We start from the raw sequence: 22401 nt of genomic DNA, 5'->3' as shown, positions 1-22401 counted from the left end.
TTTATGTTAAGCCGCGGAGCGGTAGTGTGATTTTTTCCAGGGGTGGGAATAGGGGATATTCAGGAGAAAATGTGCCACATATCCGTCAGTTATGTTGGGTTAGCTTACTGTGCCTGAGCAGTTCTGCGGTAGCCGCAAATGTTCGTCTGAAAGTCGAAGGGCTATCCGGAGAGCTGGAAAAAAACGTTCGCGCACAGCTCTCTACGATTCAGAGCGATGAGGTGACGCCGGATCGGCGCTTTCGCGCCCGAGTTGATGATGCGATTCGCGAAGGGCTTAAAGCGTTAGGCTATTACGAACCCACTATCAAATTCGACTTGCTTCCACCGCCTGCGAAAGGACGGCAGGTATTAATCGCCAGGGTTACGCCCGGCCAGCCGGTGTTGATTGGCGGTACAGAAGTCATTTTACGCGGCGGCGCGCGCACGGACAAAGATTATCTGGCCTTACTGAAAACGCGTCCGGCAATCGGCACGGTGCTGAACCAGGGAGACTATGACAATTTTAAAAAGTCGTTAACCAGCGTGTCGCTACGTAAAGGCTATTTCGACAGCGAATTCGTTAAAAGTCAGTTGGGAATTGCTCTGGGCCGTCATCAGGCGTTTTGGGATATTGATTATGATAGCGGTGAGCGCTATCGCTTCGGGCCTGTCACCTTCGAAGGTTCGCAGATTCGTGATGAATATTTACAAAATCTGTTGCCGTTTAAAGAGGGTGATGAGTACGAATCGAAAGATTTGGCGGAACTAAACCGCCGACTTTCCGCTACCGGATGGTTTAATTCTGTTGTGGTGGCGCCGGAATTTGAGAAATCGCGTAAAACAAAAATTCTGCCGTTAAAAGGCGTGGTATCGCCGCGAACCGAAAACACGATTGAAACCGGGGTGGGGTACTCCACCGACGTCGGGCCGCGTGTGAAAGCGTCGTGGAAAAAACCGTGGATGAACTCCTACGGTCATAGCCTGACCACCAGCACCAGTATTTCTGCGCCGGAACAGGTGCTGGATTTTAGTTATAAAATGCCGCTGCTGAAAAACCCGCTGGAGCAATACTATCTGGTACAGGGCGGTTTTAAACGTACCGATTTGAATGATACGGAGCAGGACTCGACCACGCTTGCCGTGTCGCGTTACTGGGACCTTTCCAGCGGTTGGCAGCGGGCGATTAACCTGCGCTGGAGTTTCGACCACTTTACCCAGGGGAACGTCACCAATACCACCATGCTGTTCTACCCGGGCGTGATGATCAGCCGAACCCGCTCGCGAGGGGGACTGATGCCAACCTGGGGCGATTCGCAGCGCTACTCGGTAGACTATTCGAATACGGCCTGGGGCTCCGACGTGGATTTCTCCGTACTGCAGGCGCAAAACGTCTGGATTCGGACTTTGTACGATCGCCACCGTTTTGTGATGCGCGCCAATTTGGGCTGGATAGAAACCGGTGATTTCGACAAAGTTCCGCCGGATTTACGTTTCTTCGCCGGGGGCGACCGCAGTATTCGCGGCTATAAATACAAATCTATTTCGCCTAAAGATAGCGACGGCAATCTTAAAGGCGCCTCAAAACTGGCAACCGGATCGCTGGAGTACCAGTATAACGTCACCGGCAAATGGTGGGGGGCGGTGTTTGTCGATAGCGGCGAGGCGGTGAGTGATATTCGCCGCAGCGATTTCAAAACCGGGACCGGGGTCGGCGTGCGCTGGGCGTCGCCGGTTGGGCCTGTCAAACTCGATTTTGCCGTACCGGTCGGCGACAAAGACGAACACGGTTTACAGTTTTATATCGGTCTGGGGCCTGAATTATGAGTTTATGGAAGAAAATAAGCCTCGGCGTGTTGATTTTCATTGTGGTGTTACTGGCGAGCGTTGCGTTTCTGGTCGGGACGACGACGGGGCTGCATCTGGTATTCAGTGCGGCGAACCGCTGGGTGCCGGGGCTGGAGATTGGGCAGGTCACCGGCGGCTGGCGGGACTTATCATTAAAAAATATCCGCTATGAGCAGCCGGGCGTTGCGGTGAATGCGGGCGAAATTTATCTGGCCGTCGGGCTTGATTGCCTGTGGCGTAGTAGCCTGTGCGTCAATGATCTGGCGCTAAAAGACATCAATGTCGCTATCGACAGCAAAAAAATGCCGCCTTCCGAACCGGCGCAAGAAGAGGAAGAAAGCGGACCGCTGAACCTCTCCACCCCCTGGCCCATCACGCTGTCGCGCGTGGCGTTGAATAACATCAATATCAAGATTGATGACACTACCGTTTCGGTGTTGGATTTTACCTCCGGGCTGGCATGGCAGGAGAAGAACCTGACCCTGAAACCGACGCGGCTTCAGGGACTGCTGATCGCTCTGCCGAAGGTCGCTGACGTGGCGCAGGAAGAGGTGGTTGAACCCAAAATCGAGAAACCTCAACCGGATGAAAAGCCGCTTGGCGAAACGCTAAAAGATCTGTTTGCAAAACCGGTAATGCCGGAGATGACCGATGTTCACCTGCCGCTCAATCTGAATATCGAGTCATTTCGCGGCGAGCAGCTACGCATCACCGGCGATACCGATCTGACGGTGCGCACGATGCTGCTTAAAGTCAGCAGTATCGACGGTAATATGAAGCTGGATACTCTGGATATCGACGCCAACCAGGGCACGGTGAAGGCCTCCGGTACGGCGCAGCTCGCCAATAACTGGCCGGTTGATATTACGCTCAACAGTACGCTGAATATCGATCCGCTAAAGGGTGAAAAGATAAAACTCAAGGTCGGCGGCGCGTTACGCGAACAACTGGAGGTCGGGGTGAACCTTTCCGGGCCGATGGATGTCGCGCTTCGCGCCCAGACGCGGCTGGCGGAGGCCGGTTTACCGCTCAATCTTGAAGTCGTCAGCCAACGCATTGCCTGGCCATTGACGGGTGATACCCAGTTTCAGGCTGACGATCTGAAGCTCCAACTGAGCGGTAAGATGACCGACTATACGTTGTCGATGCGAACCGCCGTGAAAGGACAAGATATTCCGCCGGCGACCATCACGCTGGATGCCAAAGGGAATGAGCGGCAGATTAATCTCGATAAACTCACCGTCGCCGCTCTGGAGGGAAAAACCGAACTGAAAGCGCTGGTGGACTGGCAGCAGGCGATTAGCTGGCGTGGCGAACTGACGCTGAATGGCATCAATACCGCTAAAGAGATCCCGGACTGGCCCGCGAAGCTTAACGGCGTCATGAAAACCAAAGGCAGCCTCTACGGCGGCACCTGGCAGATGGATGTCCCGGAGCTCAAGCTGACCGGCAATGTGAAGCAGAACAGCGTTAACGTCAACGGGACGCTAAAGGGCAACAGCTACATGCAGTGGACGATCCCGGGGCTGCACCTTGCGCTGGGCCCAAACAGCGCCGATATAAAAGGCGAGCTTGGCGTTAAGGAGCTGAATCTTGACGCCGCCATCGATGCGCCGGGGCTGGATAATGCGCTGCCAGGACTGGGCGGCATGGCAAAAGGAATCGTTAAAGTCCGCGGTACGGTAGAAGCGCCGCAGCTGTTGGCGGATATCACCGCCCGCGGTCTGCGCTGGCAGGAGCTGTCTGTCGCCCAGGCGCGCATTGAAGGCGATATTAAATCCACCGATCAGATAGCGGGCCATCTCAACGTTCGCGTAGAGCGGATTTCGCAGCCCGACGTTAACATCAATCTGGTGACGCTTGACGCCAAAGGCAGCGAGAAGCAGCATCAGCTACAGCTCCGTGTTCAGGGAGAACCGGTATCCGGTCAACTCTCCCTGACAGGCAGTTTTGATCGCGAGGCGGCGCGCTGGAAAGGGACGTTAAGCGATACCCGTTTCCAGACGCCAGTGGGGCCATGGTCGTTGACCCGCGCGATTGCGCTGGACTACCGTAATAAAGAACAGAAAATCAGTATCGGGCCGCATTGTTGGCTGAACCCGAACGCCGAGCTGTGCATCCCGCAAACCATTGATGCGGGCGCCGCAGGGCGGGCGGTGGTCAATCTCAACCGCTTTGATCTGGCGATGCTGAAGCCATTTATGCCTGATACCACTCAGGCCAGCGGGGTCTTTAGCGGGAAAGCGGACGTGTCGTGGGATACCACCCAGGAGGGATTGCCGCAGGGGAAGGTCACGCTTTCCGGTCGTAACGTGAAGGTCACGCAGACCGTCAATGACGCGCCGTTACCGGTCGCGTTTGAGACGCTGAACCTCAGCGCCGAACTGCATAATAATCGCGCCGAGCTGGGATGGCTGATTCGCCTGACGAACAATGGTCAATTCGATGGCCAGGTGCAGGTAACCGATCCTCAGGGGCGGCGCAATCTCGGCGGTAACGTCAACATGCGCAATCTCAATCTGGCGATGGTCAACCCTGTCTTTTCGCGCGGCGAAAAAGCGGCGGGAATGTTAAACGCCAGGCTACGTCTGGGCGGCGATGTGCAAAGCCCGCAGTTGTTTGGTCAGTTGCAGCTTAGCGCGCTGGATATTGACGGTAATTTTATGCCGTTTGAGATGCAGCCGAGCCAGCTCACCATGAACTTTAGCGGTACGCGTTCGACGCTCGCCGGTATCGTGCGAACACAACAAGGGCAAATTAACCTGAACGGTAACGCCGACTGGAGCCAGATTGACAACTGGCGCGCGCGGGTGACGGCGAAAGGCAGCCGGGTGCGGATTACCGTTCCGCCGATGGTGCGCCTGGATGTCTCGCCGGATGTGGTCTTTGACGCGACGCCTTCGCTGTTCACGTTGGATGGGCGTGTGGACGTTCCGTGGGCGCGAATTGTGGTGCACGACCTGCCGGAGAGCGCGGTTGGCGTCTCCAGCGATGTGGTTATGCTCAATAATGACCTGCAACCAGAAACGCCGCAGACAGCGTCTATTCCCATCAACAGTAATCTGACGGTCCACGTCGGCAACAACGTGCGCATCGACGCCTTCGGGCTTAAAGCGCGTTTGACCGGCGATTTGAAAGTCGCGCAGGATAAGCAGGGACTGGGGCTGAATGGTCAAATCAATATTCCTGACGGCCGATTCCGCGCCTACGGCCAGGACCTGCTTGTCCGTAAAGGCGAGCTGCTGTTCTCCGGCCCGCCGGATCAGCCGCTGCTCAATATCGAAGCGATCCGTAACCCTGACGCCACCGAAGACGATGTCATTGCGGGCGTGCGTGTCACAGGCACTGCTGATGAACCCAAAGCGGAAATCTTCTCCGATCCGGCGATGCCGCAGGCTGAAGCGCTTTCTTATCTGCTGCGTGGGCAGGGGTTGGACAGCAATCAGAGTGATAGCGCAGCAATGACCTCCATGCTTATTGGCCTGGGGGTTGCGCAAAGTGGTCAGGTTGTGGGTAAAATCGGAGAGACATTCGGCGTAAGTAATCTGGCGCTGGACACGCAAGGGGTGGGCGATTCGTCTCAGGTTGTGGTCAGCGGCTATGTACTGCCGGGTCTACAGGTGAAGTATGGTGTAGGGATATTTGACTCTCTGGCGACGCTCACGTTACGTTATCGCCTGATGCCTAAGCTATATCTGGAAGCAGTGTCTGGCGTAGATCAGGCACTTGATTTGCTCTATCAGTTTGAGTTTTAGCAATGCGAATATTTGTCTATGGCAGTTTACGACAGAAACAAGGCAACAGTCACTGGATGACCAATGCCCAATTGCTTGGCGATTACCGTATCGATAACTACCAGTTGTATAGTCTGGGCCACTATCCAGGCGCAGTTCCGGGAAACGGAGCGGTATACGGTGAAGTTTATCGAATTGATAACGCCACGCTGGCCGAACTTGATGCTTTGCGCACCAGGGGCGGTGAATACGCACGCCAGTTAATCCAGACGCCTTACGGCAGCGCATGGATGTATGTATATCAACGTCCTGTTGATGGGTTAACTCTGATTGAAAGCGGTGACTGGTTAGACAGAAACCAGCCCTGAACTGAACACGCCACCCTCGGGTGGCGTTGTTTTTTTACATTCTGGCTGATGGCGCTAGCGTCGGGCATGGTGAGCTCTTATTCTGCCGTAGATCAATAATGACGCGCCGCCCAGGATAACAATGCATCCGAGAACCATAAATCCCTGCATGTAGCTGCCGGTTGTCCGGTAAAAATAGCCGACCATTAGGCCTGCCAACGTACCGCCGCCGCCAGCGCCGATGCCATTAATAATACCGGAGGCTGGGCCAATCGCATGGGGTTTAACGTTCGACTGGATAATCGACCAGATATTGGGGGTAAAGCTGGCGGCATAATAACCCATCGCCAGGGTAATGAGCGTGATTTTAAAGCCCGGCGCATCGACAAATGGCAAGAGAAATAACATTACGCCGGGGATTAGTAGGCCCAGTGAAGCAATAAGTACACGCTTTTGTGTCTTATCACTGATCCATGAGATAGGGATTGCCAGTATAACCGCAGTCAGATAAGGCAGAGAACTGACCAATGCTTTACTGAATCCGGTATAGCCGAGAGAATTGACAACCATGGGGATCCATAACGTAATTCCCCAGAACAACATCCCTTGAGTGATGTAGGTAAAAATAAGAAGTAGGAAGGGGGTTCCGCCCAGCGATTCCAGGGTAAGCTTAGTTTTCTCTGTTGGCGCCGGCGCACGATAATAAGGCGCTTCTTCCTGTTTTTTCAGCATTGTTATATAAAGTGGAACTACAACAACAATGCCGATCACACCAGTGATAATAAAAACATTTCGCCAACCGAAGGCAGCATCCAGCGGGGACAAAATCATAAATCCCAGGCCTAATGCCAGGAACTGTCCATAATACTGGATAATGCTGTTCGCCTGCGTCCGTTCTTTGTCTGAAAACCAGTCGCTGGCGAAGCGGGACTGCTGCGGCCAATAAATGCCTTCGGTAATGCCAAGCACCAACCGGCAAATCAAAATAACGTACACTGACGAGGTAAATCCGACAAAAACGGTCGCAATCGACCAGATTAGCACCATCAGAATGACTATTTTTTTCGGATCGTATCGCTGGGTAAATACGCCGCCAAAAATATTTGAAAAGGCATAGCCAATAAGAAATATGGTTAATACAATGCTGGCCGTTGCGCCATCAATATTCAGGTCGTGTGTAATCGTAGGTAACGTAACGGAAAGATTAGAACGGTCAAGATAAGCAACAAAAAGGCCGAACATTAATGTCGCGCCGATCCGTAGCCATTTTTGCATTGAGGTCATTTTTCAACTCCGTTTGGCCGTGCGCCAAAATCAATTTGACGAAATAATATCTCACCGGATTTTATGGTCATTTGTGGTACCAGCACATGCGTCCCCGTGAGCGTTTCACCATGAATATCGGCAAATTCAACATGCCTGTTTTTTAATTTAAAGATGGCGATATCGGCAAATGCCCCAGGGGCCAGCGTACCAATTTCTGCTGCCATACCCATTAAAACTGCTGGGGTATGGGTACAGGCGTTAATGACATCGGTAAGCGCGACGCCGAGTGCTAAATATTTCGATAAAACCCATGGTAAGGCGTAAACAGGCCAGGCGAGTTTAGTGATGGTTGAGAGATCGCTACTGATGATATCCGGAAGAAAGCCATTGGCGATGGCCCGGCGTGCCGTGTTCATTGAAAAATGGCTGCGACCATTGGCGGCATCAAATATAACGCCTCTTTCCCTTGCCTGACGGACTTCGGCTAAGACAGCGCCTTCATCAGTAAGAATGGTGCTACCTTTGCCGTGAAACGCATGAGCGATAATATCGCCGCAGCGTAGCAAGGAGACAAGTTCTTTCATGGGAACAACGGGATGAGTCGAGTGTATTGCCACGGGGCACCTTAAATCGTTGGCAATACGAAGGGATTCAGTCAGCGGTTTTAAGCCATATTCAGCAATGTCCTCAGTCTGAACCTTGAGTTTTAATCCCTGAAGAACGTTGCGATACTGGCGAAACAGCGCGTGGATCTTATTTTCATCAATATTGTCAGGATCATAATTTTCTTGTGACCAGGTTTGGCCCGGCGGCGACACGGTCAGAAACGCTTTGATTCGAACTTTGCTGGCGCAAATCACCGTTCGGTAGAAGGCATCAAAGTTTGCCGTACCGGCAGAACCTGCATCCACGACGGTAGTGACGCCATTCGGCGGCATGTACATATCAGGCCTGACGCCGCCTTCCGTCGCGTCATAAAAAACATGCGCGTGATAATCGATAAGACCGGGAGTGACGATCATGCCGTCGGCATGAATAATCCGGGTCTCCGAAGTTACAGGATATTTATCGGCATCAACGATAATATCGTTAATGATGCGTAAATTGTTAATCTCATTAATATTACGAGCGGGATCGATGATATGTCCACCGGTAATTAATATATCATTTTTCATCATAATCTCTTAAAATAGTAAATAATTATGGCAGCCCTTAAAAATATATTAAAAAGTGTGTTTTGAGCGGATGTTATGTTGGATTAAAAATACAATTATTGGTAGGGAGAGCTTAGGATACCTTATTAAAAAGGTAATCGGGCTTATGCACTAAATAAGAATTTAGCGCTTGCTAATATTTAGGGCGTAAGTCCAGGGGAGTCTGGGGGCATTCACAAAACAATTATTATCTTGAGCTTTTTAGAGAAACCGTGAGCGTATTCAACCCTTTTTAATAAAAAATAAGGTAAAGTCTTATTCATTCCGTGAATGTTAAACTAATAATGATAAAAATTGTGTTCTATTCATTAGCCAATAAAAAGGCCCTCATTACTATGAGAGCCTTTATCTTGACGCTTATGTAAAAGCGAACTTATTTCTTCGCTGCGCGCTCGAAGGAGGCAACGATTTCCGCTTTAGCCGCTTCGGCGTTGTCCCAACCGTCAACTTTCACCCATTTGCCTTTTTCGAGATCTTTATAATGCTCGAAGAAATGAGTGATCTGCGCTTTCAGCAGTTCCGGCAGATCGTTCACATCTTTAATGTGATCGTACTCTTTGCTCAGTTTGGTGTGCGGTACGGCAACCAGTTTCGCATCTTCACCGGATTCGTCGGTCATTTTCAGTACGCCAACCGGACGGCAACGGATGACGGCGCCTGGCTGCAGCGGGTACGGCGTCGGGACCAGAACGTCTACCGGGTCGCCGTCCAGAGACAGGGTATGGTTGATGTAACCGTAGTTGCACGGATAGAACATCGCGGTGGACATGAAGCGGTCAACGAACAGCGCGCCGCTCTCTTTGTCAACTTCGTATTTGATCGGATCTGCGTTAGCCGGGATCTCGATAACGACGTAGATATCTTCCGGCAGTTCTTTACCCGCCGGGACGTTGAGTAAGCTCATGTCTGTTTCCTTTGAATTTATGACAAACAAGTGGCGAGTATTATAGCCAACTCACGCCGAAAGTCTTCGCTTGTTTTCGTTTCCGCCTCATCTGGCGCGTCGTTGCGGAGCATGAATGACAAAGGTTAAGAACCGAAAAAATCACGGGCTTGATAAGGCAACGCCGCCATCGGACATGTTATTGCCCAATGGCGGCTTCATGCGTTATTCCGCATGGTGGTAAAGATTACGCGTCCGGGTATTCGCGGATAAAGCGTTCCACATCGTCAACCATATGGCGGTTGCCGACGAAGAACGAGCGGCGCTGGTGAAGGCTTTCCGGAATGATATCCAGAATACGTTCTTTACCATCGCTTGCTTTGCCGCCGGCCTGTTCCGCGAGGAACGCCATCGGGTTGCATTCATACAGCAGACGCAGTTTTCCCTGTGGATGGCTGGCGGTGCTGGGGTAGAGATAGATGCCGCCTTTCAGCAGGTTGCGGTGGAAATCGGCCACCAGAGAGCCAATGTAACGTGAGGTATAAGGGCGACTTGTTGAACTATCCTCTTCCTGGCAGAATTTGATGTACTTCTTCACGCCATTCGGGAATTTAATGTAGTTGCCTTCGTTAATGGAGTAGGTTTTACCCTTTTCCGGGAAACGCATACGTTCCTGGCACAGACAGAACACGCCCAACGACGGATCGTAGGTGAAAGCGTGGACGCCGCAGCCGGTGGTGTAAACCAGCATGGTGGACGAGCCATACACGACATATCCCGCAGCGACCTGTTTGTTGCCGGGTTGCAGGAAATCTTCTTCGGTGACCGGCGTGCCGACGGGCGTCACGCGGCGATAAATCGAGAAAATCGTACCGACAGAGACGTTAACGTCGATGTTAGAAGAGCCATCCAGAGGGTCCATCAGCACCACATATTTCGCGTGTTCGCAGCCTTCAAAGACGACGATTTCGTCCTCTTCTTCCGATGCGATGCCCGCTACAATATCGCGCGCTTTTAGTGCAGCTTTCAGTTTCTCGTTCGCGAACAGATCGAGTTTCTGCTGAACCTCGCCCTGTACGTTCTCAGCACCGCTGGCACCCAGGATATCGACCAGACCGGCCTTATTGATATCGCGGTGGATGATCTTGGCGCCCAATTTTATTGCCGACAGCAAAGCAGTGAGCTCACCGGTAGCTTGAGAGAACTCGTGCTGCTTTTCGACAATAAATTCACCTAACGTTTTCATAACACTTTCCCTGCAATTGATTGGAGTAAAGCGACCGTAACAATCTTAACAAACATTTCAGATGATGCGCTCAGGTGAATCGCGCCAGCAAAGTACAGATTTACCTGAAATGCGTTTCTCACTTGCCAGACATGTGCGTAAAATGGCTCGCAGATAAAAAAAGGATAGTGACGTATGCGCATTCATATTTTGGGAATTTGTGGCACTTTCATGGGGGGGCTGGCGATGCTGGCTCGCTCGCTTGGTCATGAAGTAACGGGTTCGGACGCCAATGTGTATCCGCCGATGAGTACCTTACTTGAGAAGCAAGGCATTGATCTGATCCAGGGTTATGACGCCAGCCAGCTTGATCCGCAGCCGGATCTGGTGATTATCGGTAATGCGATGACGCGCGGGAATCCGTGCGTGGAAGCGGTGCTGGAAAAAAACATTCCCTTTATGTCTGGTTCACAGTGGCTGCATGACTTTGTGTTGCGCGACCGCTGGGTACTGGCGGTCGCCGGTACCCACGGCAAAACCACGACCGCAGGCATGGCGACCTGGATACTGGAAGCGTGCGGGTACAAACCGGGCTTCGTGATCGGCGGCGTACCGGGCAACTTTGAGGTTTCCGCGCGCCTGGGCGAGAGCCCGTTCTTTGTTATCGAAGCGGATGAGTACGACTGCGCGTTCTTTGATAAACGTTCTAAATTTGTGCATTACTGCCCGCGGACGCTGATCCTCAACAACCTTGAGTTTGATCATGCCGACATCTTCGACGATCTGAAAGCGATCCAGAAGCAGTTTCACCATCTGGTGCGCATCGTGCCGGGGCAGGGGCGCATCATCTGGCCGGAAAACGACATCAACCTGAAACAGACCATGGCTCTGGGCTGCTGGAGCGAGCAGGAGCTGGTGGGCGAGCAGGGACACTGGCAGGCGAAGAAGCTGACTACGGATGCTTCCGAGTGGGAAGTGTGGCTGGACGGCGAAAAAGTCGGCGATGTGAAATGGGGCCTGGTCGGCGAGCACAATATGCATAATGGGCTGATGGCGATTGCCGCCGCGCGCCACGTGGGCGTCGCGCCCGCTGAAGCGGCCAGCGCGCTGGGGTCATTTATTAACGCCCGCCGCCGTCTGGAACTGCGCGGCGAAGCGAACGGCGTGACGGTGTATGACGATTTTGCTCATCACCCGACGGCAATTCTGGCCACGCTGGCGGCGCTGCGCGGTAAAGTGGGCGGCACCGCGCGCATTATCGCAGTGCTGGAGCCGCGTTCTAACACGATGAAGATGGGGTTATGCAAGGATGACCTGGCACCGTCGTTAGGGCGTGCGGATGAAGTGTTCCTGCTGCAGCCGCCGCATATTCCGTGGCAAGTGGCGGAAGTCGCCGAAGCCTGCGTACAGCCTGCTCACTGGAGTGGCGATGTCGATACGCTGGCGGAAATGGTGGTGAAAACCGCACAGCCTGGCGATCACATCCTGGTGATGAGCAACGGCGGTTTCGGCGGCATCCATCAGAAATTGCTGGATGGGCTGGCGAAAAAAGCACTGGTTGTGGAGTAAAAAATGCCCGGTGGCGCTGTGCTTACCGGGCCTACAATACGTACATTCCCGTAGGCCGGATAAGGCGCCAGCGCCGCCATCCGGCAGATGCTACCAACGTGTAAAATTATCCTTCGTTTTCCGCCAGCTCGCGCAGATACTGGAAAATCTGACGCGCTGATTTCGGCGGTTTGTTGCCTTCTTTCTCTTTCTTCGCATTGCGGATCAATGAACGAAGCTGTTGACGATCGGCGTGCGGCCACAGGGTCAGTACTTCGGCTACCGCGTCATCGCCTTCGACGATCAGACGATCGCGCAGATGCTCAAGCTTGTGAAACAGCACCACCTGCTGATTATGGCGGTTCTTCAGCTTGTCCAGCGCCTGGCGAATAGGTTCAACGTCGCGTTGGCGCAGCATTTTTCCGATAAGCTGCAACTGGCGGCGGCGTCCTTCCATTTTGATACGCTGGGCCAGTTCAATGGCGTCGCGCAGATCGGCGTCCAGCGGGATCTTATCCAGCGCGTTTTTCCCCAGATCCACCAGTTCCGCGCCCAGGCGTTTTAATTCCTCGGCATCGCGTTTAATTTCACTTTTACTGACCCAGATAATTTCATCGTCTTCGTCTTCGATGTCATCACCGGGAACGTCGTCGAGCCAGTCTTCGGGCTGCTTTGTCATGTCAGGCTCCTTAAAAAAAGAGGCTAATGTTACCAGTTAAGATGCGCACTGAAAAACGGTTCTCTGTTAGACTTCAGAGAAACTCTCTCTACATTATGGCATTTGCAATGAAAGTAATCTCACAAGTTGAAGCGCAGCGTAAGATTCTGGAAGAAGCAGTTTCGACAGCGCTGGAGTTAGCCTCAGGCAAATCGGATGGGGCGGAAGTCGCCGTCAGCAAGACCACCGGCATTAGTGTCAGCACCCGTTATGGTGAAGTAGAGAATGTCGAATTTAATAGCGACGGCGCGCTGGGCATTACGGTGTATCACCAGAACCGCAAAGGCAGCGCCTCTTCGACGGATTTAAGCCCGCAGGCGATTGCCCGTACCGTGCAGGCCGCGCTGGATATCGCGCGTTACACGTCGCCGGACCCGTGCGCAGGCGTGGCGGACAAAGAACTGCTGGCGTTTGACGCGCCGGATCTGGACTTGTTCCACCCGGCAGAGGTTACGCCAGACGAAGCCATTGAACTGGCCGCGCGTGCGGAACAGGCTTCTCTAAAGGCGGATAAACGCATCACCAATACCGAAGGCGGGAGCTTTAACAGCCATTACGGCATTAAAGTGTTCGGCAACAGCCACGGCATGTTGCAGGGATATTGCTCCACGCGCCATTCGCTCTCAAGCTGCGTCATCGCCGAAGAGAACGGCGATATGGAGCGTGATTACGCTTACACCATCGGTCGGGCAATGGCGGATCTGCAAGCGCCGGAATGGGTCGGGGCCGAGTGCGCGCGCCGTACCTTATCCCGCCTGTCGCCGCGCAAGCTCTCCACCATGAAAGCGCCGGTCATTTTCGCCAATGAAGTGGCGACAGGGCTATTTGGTCATCTGGTTGGGGCGATTGCCGGCGGCGCGGTATACCGTAAATCCACTTTTCTGCTCGACTCGCTGGGCAAACAAATTCTGCCGGAATGGTTAACCATCGAAGAACACCCGCATCTGCTAAAAGGGCTGGCGTCTTCACCGTTCGACAGCGAAGGCGTGCGTACGGAGCGCCGGGACATTGTGAAGGATGGCGTACTGACGCAATGGTTGCTGACCAACTATTCCGCCCGCAAACTGGGGCTGAAAAGTACCGGTCATGCTGGCGGCATTCATAACTGGCGTATCGCCGGGCAGGGGCTGAACTTTGAGCAGTTACTGAAAGAGATGGGCACCGGCCTGGTGGTGACGGAACTGATGGGCCAGGGCGTCAGCGGTATTACCGGCGACTACTCCCGCGGCGCTGCGGGATTCTGGGTTGAAAATGGTGAAATCCAGTACCCGGTAAGTGAAATTACCATTGCCGGTAATTTAAAAGAGATGTGGCGTAATATTGTCACTGTGGGTGATGATATTGAAACGCGCAGTAATATACAGTGTGGTTCGGTATTGTTACCGGAGATGAAAATCGCCGGACAATAATACCCGTCATACTTCAGGCTGCAGGCGCGTTGGCTGCCTGCAACTTGAATTATTCAGGGTATTACACTTATCGTTAATAATAAAAAAGGAAGTGAGCAATGCGTAAAAGCCTGTTAGCTATTCTTGCTGTGTCATCGCTGGTATTCGGTTCGGCTGTTTTTGCTGCCGATCTTGAAGATAATATGGATATTCTCAATGATAACCTGAAAGTTGTTGAGAAAACGGATAGTGCCCCTGAACTGAAAGCGGCATTAACCAAAATGCGCGCGGCCGCGCTGGATGCTCAAAAAACTACGCCGCCAAAGCTGGAAGATAAAGCGCCGGATAGCCCGGAAATGAAGGATTTTCGTCACGGTTTTGACATTCTGGTCGGCCAAATTGATGGCGCGCTGAAGCTGGCGAACGAAGGTAACGTTAAAGAAGCGAAAGCGGCGGCGGAAGCGCTAAAAACCACCCGCAATACGTATCATAAGAAGTATCGTTAATTTTTGTGGGATGGCGGCTTCGCTTTATCCGCAGGTCGCCATCCGGCAAAATGTAATACCCATCACACTTTCTCACTTTATACGACAACGTCATTGTTTCGCCATTTCCTCTTTATGCCGCGATAGATCTCACACTTTCCCGGCGATAATTCATTAATGCCGCCTTTTCTGTGGCGCAGATCACCTATCCCACTCGCGTTTCCACTTCGAGGTGGAAAATAACTCGCTACAAACTTTTAACCCTTGCCGCTAGTTTTATCTCATTGCCATTAACGGGGTGAGACGCGTGGATAACGGAGCAGTAAAACACGATGCCGGTGAGCGAATTAACGAACTGGCTGAACAGGTGTTAACGCAGGTGGATGGCCTGCTGGGGCGGCATCACATTGTCCCCAATGCGGTACAGACGCAAATGCTGACCTCGCACGTTCGCGCGATGGCGCACCGGTCAATTACCGGCGAGCCTTTACCGGAAGTCGATGCCAGCTTGTTTGATGAAATCTCAGCCGAATCAATGGCGCTCGCCCGCGAAATCGTGGCGGCGTTTGGCAACCTTCCTGACGAAGAAGCCTGGCTATTATCGGTACATTTTGAAGTCGCGAAAGACAACCTCTAAGGAGCAAAAAATGGAACAGATTACCGTCGTGATTGGCGATCGCCTGGGTAAAGGCCAGAAAGTGGCGGCAGGCGTGGAAAAAGCGGGCGGTCGCGCGGTCGTCGTACCGGGCGTCGCGGCAGACATGAAACTGGGCGATGTGATGAAAGCGGAAAACGCCACCTTCGGCATTTCATTTTGCGGCAGCGGCGGCGCGGGCGCTATCACCGCGCAAAACAAGCATGGCTACAAAGCCAAATATGGCATGCGGTCAGTGGATGAAGGCGTCACCGCTATTAATGAAGGCTGCAACGTGTTGGGTTTCGGCTTTATGGATAAAGAAGAGCTCGGCGAGCGCCTGGTGCAGGCGTGGCAAAAGAAATACGGCGCCTGATGATGAAAGAGCAATTCACCACCACGGTGAGAGTAAAAGGCAAGGGCGACGCCAAAGCACGCGCCTTTGCCGATGCGCTGAACCATGTTCAGTCGGCGGTGATGAGAGAGTCGCCGTATATCTTACTGCGTATTGAGCCACAGGATGTGCGGATTGTTCAGGCGCATGAGTCGGTGCGTAAAGAGGCCTTTCTGTTTTTCTTTTTGCGCCGGGAACGACGCACTTACAGCGTGGAGCTGGATGTGACCGTCAACGTGACCGCCATCAATCTCGACAGGGTGGATTTCGTCGCGAAACGCTGATTTTTATTAAAAAGGCATAGTTATGTTCCTGATAATACTAATTAAATCGCTCATTATCGGCGCGCTGGTCGGCGTAGGGGTGGGCGCTGGGGCTGCACGCATGTTTCACGCGCCAACCACACAGGGGATGGGCGCGTTCCGTACGTTGGGCGAACTCAACTCTTGTGAAGGCGACCCGGCATCTCACTTCTCCTTTGGACTGGGTTTCTTCTTTAACGCCTGGGCGTCGTCTGTGGCGGCCGGATCGTTCACCCAGGATGTCGATCACCGCATCATCCCTAACTGGGGCGCGGCGGCGCTAATGATCAAAAACCGTAACGTCGGCGAGACGCTGCACGACCCGAAAAAAATGGCGATCGCCTGCGCCGTCATCGGCATGATTGTCGTAACGTTCCTTAACCTGACCGCCTCATCCGTGCCAGAGGCGCTACAGGTGACGGCGGTTAAGGTGCTGGTACCGGCGGCAAACCTGCTGGTCAACATCGTCATGCCTGTGATCTTCTGGTTAGCGGCGATCGACGCTGGTAAAAAATCGGGCTTCTGGGCCACCGTTTTCGGCGGCGCGGCGCAGCTCATCATGGGGAACGCCGTACCGGGGCTGGTGCTGGGTATTTTGATCGGTAAAGGCGTAGAAGAGAGCGGCTGGAACCATGTCACCAAAGTGATGATGGTCGCCATCGTTTTGCTGTTTGTGTTGAGCGGCTTCTTCCGCGGCTTCGACATGAAAATGATCGAGTCTTTCAACATGACGGTACCGAACTGGCTTGAACTGATCCACAACTCGCTCAGCGGCAAATAACGGAGGCCACAATGGAAGAGAATAAAGGTTTTTGGTATGCCGACTGGTCGTTCCCGATCTTTGTTGGCCTGCTCTCCTCCGGCGTTTTCGCCGGGACGCATATGTACTATCTGTACGGTATCGGCGCATTTAACGAAGTCGCTTTTGTGGCGATGTTGAAAGCGGGGATGGATACCGGCGTCTACGGCGCGGTCGCCGCTTTCGGCGCCAGCTTTTTATTTGCCCGCATTATCGAAGGTTCGCTGGTCGGGATTCTGGATATCGGCGGGGCAATTCAGACTGGCGTGGGCTTAGGGGTTCCGGCGTTACTGCTGGGGGCTGGCTTTGTCTTCCCGGTGGCGAACTTTATCGCTTCGCTGATAACCGGTCTGGTGATTGGCCTGGCGATTGGCTACATCATTATTCTGGCGCGTAAGTTCACCATTAATCAGAGCGACTCCACGTACGGGGCGGACGTCATGATGGGGGCTGGTAACACTTCAGGCCGTTTTCTGGGGCCGTTGATTATCCTCAGCGCCATGACGGCATCGATTCCTATTGGTCTGGGCTCTCTGGTGGGCGCGCTGCTGTTTTATATCTGGCAGAAGCCGATTACCGGCGGCGCGATTTTAGGCGCGATGATCCTCGGTTCCATCTTCCCGATTGCGATTAGCTAACTGTTGATTTGTAGGCCGGATAAGGCGGTTGCGCCGCCATCCGGCAAAGGAGAGAACGATGTTTGATTTACTCCTGCGCCATGCGTGTCTGGTCGATGACACGCTGACTAATATTGCCCTGCAAGATGGCAAAATCGCGGCGTTGGGTGACGTTGATGGCCCGGCGGTGAAAACCATTGACCTGCGCGGCGAGTGTTACGTTAGTGCGGGTTGGATTGATTCTCATGTTCACTGCTACCCAAAATCGCCGATTTATTTCGATGAGCCGGATAGTATCGGCATCGCGACGGGGGTGACGACGGTGATTGATGCCGGCAGCACTGGCGCAGATGATATTGACGATTTTTACACCGTGACCCGTCAGGCGACCACCGACGTTTATGCGCTATTGAATATTTCCCGCGTCGGGCTGATAGCTCAGAATGAACTGGCTAACATGGCCAATATTGACGCCGATGCGGTCCGGCAGGCGGTAAAACGCCATCCGGATTTTATCGTCGGCCTCAAGGCGCGGATGAGCAGCAGCGTGGTAGGCGTTAACGGCATCACACCGCTGGAACGCGCTAAAGCCATGCAGCAAGAAAACGGCAACCTGCCGCTGATGGTGCATATTGGCAATAACCCGCCGGATCTGGACGAAATAGCGGAGCGTCTGTCGGCGGGCGATATCATTACCCACTGTTACAACGGTAAGCCGAACCGTATTCTGACGCCGGAAGGCGAGCTGCGCGCCTCGGTGACACGAGCGCTGGCGCGCGGCGTGCGTCTGGACGTCGGGCATGGTACCGCCAGCATGAGCTTTGCGGTGGCGAAACACGCCATTAGCCTGGGGATTTTACCGCATACCATTAGTTCCGATATCTACTGCCGTAACCGCATCAATGGCCCGGTGCATTCGCTGGCTAATGTGATGTCGAAATTCCTCGCCATCGGCATGTCGCTGCCGCAGGTCATTGCGTGCGTGACGGCCAATGCCGCCGATAGCCTGAATCTGAAAACCAAAGGGCGTCTTCAGCCAGGTCTGGATGCCGACCTGACCCTCTTTACGCTTAAACGCCAGCCCGCCGTGTTGGTAGACGCGGAAAACGACAGCTTACAGGCTGAAGAATTGCTGACGCCGCTTGCCGCGATACGCGCAGGCAAGGGCTATATGACCGAACAAGGGAGCGCGGAACATGCCTTCGATTTTTGAGAAGTATCAATTAAAACAGGTGATTAATGCCTCCGGACGTATGACGGCGCTCGGCGTCTCCACGCCGCGCCCGGAAGTGATAGACGCGGCGATGGCCGGAATGAATCAGTATTTCGAGATGAAAGATCTGGTGAATAAAACTGGCGAGTACATTGCGAAATTGCTGGAGGTGGAAGGGGCGACGGTAGTCTCCTGCGCCAGTGCGGGCCTTGCCCAGTCGGTTGCCGCGGTACTGGTTCAGGACAGCGACTGGCTGCTGGAAAACCTGCACGTTACACCGATTGAAAATAACGAAATCGTCCTGCCAAAGGGCCACAACGTCAACTTTGGCGCGCCGGTGGGAACGATGGTGGCGCTGGGCGGCGGCAAACTGGTGGAAGCCGGTTACGCCAACGAATGTTCCGCCGCGCAGTTGGCGGCGGCCATTACGCCGCGCACGGCGGCTATTCTCTATATCAAATCTCACCACTGCGTACAGAAAAGTATGCTTAGTGTGGAGCAGGCTGCGGTAGTGGCACGCACGCATAATCTCCCGCTGATTGTGGACGCGGCGGCGGAAGAAGATTTGCAGTGCTACTACCGCGTGGGCGCAGATCTCGTTATCTATAGCGGCGCGAAAGCGATTGAAGGGCCGACCAGTGGGCTGGTGATTGGTAAAACGCAGTATGTTGAGTGGGTAAAACGTCAGTCAGCGGGCATTGGCCGGGCGATGAAGGTCGGCAAAGAAGGAATTATTGGCCTGACCTGCGCCATTGAATTGTACCTGCGGGCGCAAAAAGAGAGCGGCGCGGAGATGGTAGAAAAAATGGCGCCCTTTATCGACACGTTGAACACGTTTAACGGCGTCAGCGCCCGTGTGGTGTGGGACAGCGCCGGACGCGACATCGCGCGCACGGAAATTAAGTTTGATGAAGCCGTTACCGGCATCGCCACAGGTGAACTGGTCGACGCGCTGAAGCAAGGGGAATACGCGATTTACTTTCGCGGATACAAAGCCAACGAAGGAATTATTGAAGCGGATGTCCGCAGCGTCGATCGCGCGCAGTTAGCGATTGTGGCGCGTCGTATTGGCGAGGTGATTAATCAGGAGAAACAAGCATGAAACTGACCCCTAACTTTTACCGCGATCGCGTTTGCCTGAACGTACTGGCCGGTTCGAAAGATAACGCCCGGGAAATCTACGCGGCGGCGGAAGGTCATGTGCTGGTTGGCGTGCTCTCCAAAAACTATCCGGATGTGGCAAGCGCAGTCGCGGATATGCGTGAATATGCGGCGCTTATCGACAATGCGCTCTCCGTCGGACTGGGGGCAGGCGATCCTAACCAGTCGGCGATGGTGAGCGAAATCTCGCGTCAGGTACAGCCGCAGCATGTCAACCAGGTGTTTACCGGCGTAGGGGCCAGCCGGGCGCTGCTGGGGCAAAACGAGACGGTGGTGAACGGTCTTGTCTCGCCGACCGGCACGCCGGGACTGGTGAAAATTTCCACCGGCCCGCTAAGCAGCCGCGCGCCGGACGGCATCGTACCCATAGAAACGGCGATTGCGCTACTCAAAGATATGGGCGGCAGCTCCGTTAAATACTTTCCGATGGGAGGACTCACCTGTCGCGACGAGTATAAAGCGGTGGCTGACGCCTGCGCCCGCCATGATTTCTGGCTGGAACCGACGGGCGGTATCGATCTGGAAAACTTCGCCGAGATTCTGCACATCGCCCTTGATGCAGGTGTAAGCAAAATCATTCCTCACATTTATAGTTCGATTATTGATAAGGTGAGCGGCAACACCCGTGCGGACGATGTGCGTCAGTTACTCGCTATCGTCCGGTCGCGTGTCGGCTAATCATGAGGAGAGAGACGTGCGATTCCCCAACCAACGTTTAGCGCAGCTATTTGCGATGCTGCAAAACGAGACGCTGCCGCAGGACGAGCTGGCGCAGCGGTTGTCGGTCTCCACGCGTACTGTTCGGGCGGATATCGCCGCGCTGAACATGTTGCTGACGCCGCATGGCGCGCAATTTACTCTCAGCCGCGGCAACGGGTATCAGCTCAAAATTGATGATCCGGCACGTTATCAATCCCTGCAAACGCAGCAATCTCCCGCCCTGGCGCGCGGTCCGCGCACCAGCCAGGAGCGGATACACTATTTGCTGGCGCGTTTTTTAACCTCCGCCTTCTCGCTGAAGCTGGAGGATTTGGCAGATGAATGGTTTGTCAGCCGTGCGACGCTGCAGAACGACATGGCGGACGTGCGCGAGCATTTGCTGCGTTATCATCTGACGCTGGAAACGCGTCCGCGTCATGGCATGAAATTGTTTGGCGGAGAGATGGCGATTCGCGCCTGTCTGACCGACCTTTTATGGACGCTGGCGCAGCAGGAGCCCTCCCATCCGTTAATTGTTAGTACCACGCTGAACACCGAGGTGTCTCAACGGCTGCAGTCTCTTTTGCCGGATATTTTCTCTCATTGTCAAATCCGCCTGACCGATGAGGGCGAGCTGTTTCTGCGTTTATACTGCGCGGTGGCGGTACGGCGTATTCGCGAGGGGTATCCGTTATCGGAATGCGTGGCAGAGGAGGTCGATGAAAAGGTGCGCCATGCGGCGCATGAGATTGCGGAGCTACTACAACAGCTGGCTGACAAGCCGCTGTCGGAGCCGGAAGTAAGCTGGCTGAAGGTGCATATTGCCGCCCGCCAGGTACAGGAGATTGCCCCCAGCGCCATTAATGCCGATGATGAAGAGGCGCTGGTGCACTATATCCTCAATTTTATTAATACCCAGTACAACTATAACCTGTTGAATGATAAACAGCTTCACGCGGACTTGCTGACCCACATCAAAACGATGATCACCCGCGTGCGCTACCAGATCATGATCCCCAACCCACTACTGGAAAATATTAAGCAGCACTATCCGATGGCGTGGGATATGACGTTGGCGGCGATATCGAGTTGGGGAAAATACACGCCGTATACCATTAGCGAAAACGAAATCGGTTTTCTGGTGCTGCATATTGGCGTTGGGCTGGAACGTAGTTACAACATTGGCTACCAGCGGCAGCCGCAGGTACTGCTGGTGTGTGATGCTGGTAATGCGATGGTGCGGATGATTGAAGCGGTACTGGCGCGGAAATACCCGCAGATTGAGATAGCCCGCACTTTGACGCTACGCGACTATGAGGCGCGGGACAGTATTGTGGAGGATTTTGTGATTTCCACGGCGCGGATCGGTGAAAAAGATAAACCGGTCATCATGATCGCGCCCTTTCCTACCGACTATCAATTGGAGCAGATCGGTAAGCTGGTGCTGGTAGACAGAACCCGCCCGTGGATGCTGGATAAATATTTCGATGCCTCGCATTTTCGCATCGTGGAAGGGGAAATAGATCAACAGACGCTGTTTAAAACGCTGTGCGATCAGTTGCATGAGGAAGGCTTTGTTGATGCGGCGTTTCTCGATTCGGTTATTGAACGTGAAGCTATCGTCAGTACGTTATTAGGCGACGGGATTGCCTTGCCACACGCGCTGGGGCTGCTGGCGAAGAAAACGGTGGTTTATACGGTGCTCGCGCCGCAGGGGATTGTCTGGGGTGACGAAACGGCGCACGTTATTTTTTTACTCGCCATCAGCAAAAGTGAATATGAAGAGGCGATGGCCATCTACGATATTTTCGTCACTTTCCTGCGCGAACGCGCCATGACGCGCCTCTGCGCATGTCAGAATTTTACGCAATTCAAAACGGTCGCGATGGAGTGCGTGAGTCGTTTTTGAGAGGCGTTATCCAGAATTCGATGTAATGCGAATGTAATG

Annotated in this window: 20 protein-coding genes; 15 read left to right on the top strand and 5 right to left on the bottom strand. The window is 53.7% G+C overall.

Annotated elements, in window-relative coordinates:
• The first annotated feature begins 71 nt into the window (after nt 1-71).
• From tamA to J4645_RS15385, 3 genes are read left to right on the top strand one after another with little or no spacing between them, the layout of a single operon-like run.
• Nucleotides 72-1805 (top strand): autotransporter assembly complex protein TamA, encoded by a 1734-nt coding sequence (tamA, locus tag J4645_RS15395; RefSeq protein ID WP_001120237.1) that lies wholly within the window; start codon nt 72-74, stop codon nt 1803-1805.
• Nucleotides 1802-5581 carry an autotransporter assembly complex protein TamB gene (gene tamB / locus J4645_RS15390; RefSeq protein WP_023215150.1) on the top strand — a complete coding sequence of 1260 codons (3780 nt, stop codon included), beginning with the start codon at nt 1802-1804 and terminating at the stop codon, nt 5579-5581. Before tamA ends, tamB begins: the two co-directional genes overlap by 4 nt.
• A 2-nt stretch (nt 5582-5583) precedes the next feature.
• The gene (locus J4645_RS15385; RefSeq protein ID WP_001219167.1) at nt 5584-5928 is read left to right on the top strand and encodes a gamma-glutamylcyclotransferase; all 345 of its coding nucleotides are present in this window, start codon (nt 5584-5586) and stop codon (nt 5926-5928) included.
• Nucleotides 5929-5982: 54 nt separating this feature from the next.
• On the opposite strand, the gene J4645_RS15380 is transcribed toward J4645_RS15385, so the two are convergent.
• The 4 genes from J4645_RS15380 to fbp form a co-directional block, all read right to left on the bottom strand.
• Nucleotides 5983-7191, bottom strand: a complete 1209-nt coding sequence (locus tag J4645_RS15380; protein WP_000203131.1) for an MFS transporter — start codon at nt 7189-7191, stop codon at nt 5983-5985.
• On the bottom strand, nt 7188-8351 hold the full coding sequence (locus J4645_RS15375; RefSeq protein WP_001647281.1) for a metallo-dependent hydrolase: 1164 nt from the start codon (nt 8349-8351) through the stop codon (nt 7188-7190). The genes J4645_RS15380 and J4645_RS15375 overlap by 4 nt, the downstream gene beginning before the upstream one ends.
• A gap of 409 nt (nt 8352-8760) precedes the next feature.
• The gene (ppa, locus tag J4645_RS15370) at nt 8761-9291 is read right to left on the bottom strand and encodes an inorganic diphosphatase (protein ID WP_000055079.1); all 531 of its coding nucleotides are present in this window, start codon (nt 9289-9291) and stop codon (nt 8761-8763) included.
• A gap of 226 nt (nt 9292-9517) precedes the next feature.
• Complete coding sequence (fbp, locus tag J4645_RS15365) at nt 9518-10516, bottom strand: class 1 fructose-bisphosphatase (protein WP_000853764.1); 999 nt, start codon at nt 10514-10516, stop codon at nt 9518-9520.
• 174 nt (nt 10517-10690) lie between these two features.
• Here fbp and mpl point away from each other — a divergent pair, with 174 nt between their 5' ends.
• Nucleotides 10691-12064, top strand: coding sequence for a UDP-N-acetylmuramate:L-alanyl-gamma-D-glutamyl-meso-diaminopimelate ligase (mpl, locus tag J4645_RS15360; RefSeq protein ID WP_023215153.1), 1374 nt, complete (start codon nt 10691-10693; stop codon nt 12062-12064).
• A 106-nt stretch (nt 12065-12170) separates the two neighbouring features.
• Here the strand turns inward: mpl and yjgA are convergent, their stop codons facing one another.
• Nucleotides 12171-12722: a ribosome biogenesis factor YjgA gene (gene yjgA, locus J4645_RS15355; protein ID WP_000166287.1), complete on the bottom strand. Its 552-nt coding sequence runs from the start codon at nt 12720-12722 to the stop codon at nt 12171-12173.
• Between the two features lie 95 nt (nt 12723-12817).
• On the opposite strand from yjgA, the gene pmbA reads away from it, so the two are divergent.
• The 11 genes from pmbA to J4645_RS15300 all read left to right on the top strand — a co-directional run bounded on the left by pmbA (nt 12818) and on the right by J4645_RS15300 (nt 22362).
• Nucleotides 12818-14170 (top strand): metalloprotease PmbA, encoded by a 1353-nt coding sequence (gene pmbA / locus J4645_RS15350; protein WP_000852994.1) that lies wholly within the window; start codon nt 12818-12820, stop codon nt 14168-14170.
• A 98-nt stretch (nt 14171-14268) separates the two neighbouring features.
• Nucleotides 14269-14655 (top strand): cytochrome b562, encoded by a 387-nt coding sequence (gene cybC / locus J4645_RS15345; protein WP_001232233.1) that lies wholly within the window; start codon nt 14269-14271, stop codon nt 14653-14655.
• Nucleotides 14656-14932: 277 nt separating this feature from the next.
• Entirely contained in the window at nt 14933-15271 is a 339-nt protein-coding gene (locus J4645_RS15340; RefSeq protein WP_001255103.1) for a glycine dehydrogenase, read from the top strand.
• A gap of 10 nt (nt 15272-15281) precedes the next feature.
• Complete coding sequence (locus J4645_RS15335) at nt 15282-15644, top strand: SFCGS family glycine-rich protein (RefSeq protein ID WP_000435389.1); 363 nt, start codon at nt 15282-15284, stop codon at nt 15642-15644.
• Nucleotides 15644-15946: a DUF4312 family protein gene (locus tag J4645_RS15330; RefSeq protein WP_000975187.1), complete on the top strand. Its 303-nt coding sequence runs from the start codon at nt 15644-15646 to the stop codon at nt 15944-15946. Before J4645_RS15335 ends, J4645_RS15330 begins: the two co-directional genes overlap by 1 nt.
• A 22-nt stretch (nt 15947-15968) precedes the next feature.
• Nucleotides 15969-16745, top strand: coding sequence for a DUF4311 domain-containing protein (locus J4645_RS15325; protein WP_000478578.1), 777 nt, complete (start codon nt 15969-15971; stop codon nt 16743-16745).
• Nucleotides 16746-16756: 11 nt separating this feature from the next.
• Nucleotides 16757-17401 carry a DUF4310 family protein gene (locus J4645_RS15320; protein WP_000392127.1) on the top strand — a complete coding sequence of 215 codons (645 nt, stop codon included), beginning with the start codon at nt 16757-16759 and terminating at the stop codon, nt 17399-17401.
• Nucleotides 17402-17459: 58 nt separating this feature from the next.
• Complete coding sequence (locus J4645_RS15315; RefSeq protein WP_023215154.1) at nt 17460-18593, top strand: amidohydrolase/deacetylase family metallohydrolase; 1134 nt, start codon at nt 17460-17462, stop codon at nt 18591-18593.
• On the top strand, nt 18577-19695 hold the full coding sequence (locus J4645_RS15310) for a DgaE family pyridoxal phosphate-dependent ammonia lyase (RefSeq protein WP_023137277.1): 1119 nt from the start codon (nt 18577-18579) through the stop codon (nt 19693-19695). The genes J4645_RS15315 and J4645_RS15310 overlap by 17 nt, the downstream gene beginning before the upstream one ends.
• A complete protein-coding gene (locus J4645_RS15305; protein WP_000779254.1) occupies nt 19692-20432 on the top strand; it encodes a KDGP aldolase family protein in 741 nt (246 codons plus the stop codon). The genes J4645_RS15310 and J4645_RS15305 overlap by 4 nt, the downstream gene beginning before the upstream one ends.
• A gap of 16 nt (nt 20433-20448) precedes the next feature.
• Entirely contained in the window at nt 20449-22362 is a 1914-nt protein-coding gene (locus J4645_RS15300; protein ID WP_023215155.1) for a BglG family transcription antiterminator, read from the top strand.
• The last annotated feature ends 39 nt before the right edge of the window (nt 22363-22401 follow it).

Source organism: Salmonella sp. 32082101201600294FB01SM01 (assembly GCF_017572865.1).
GTDB classification, from domain to species: domain Bacteria; phylum Pseudomonadota; class Gammaproteobacteria; order Enterobacterales; family Enterobacteriaceae; genus Salmonella; species Salmonella enterica.
The sequence above is the reverse complement of the archived record's forward strand: the minus strand, read 5'-3'. Positions and strand labels throughout refer to the sequence as shown.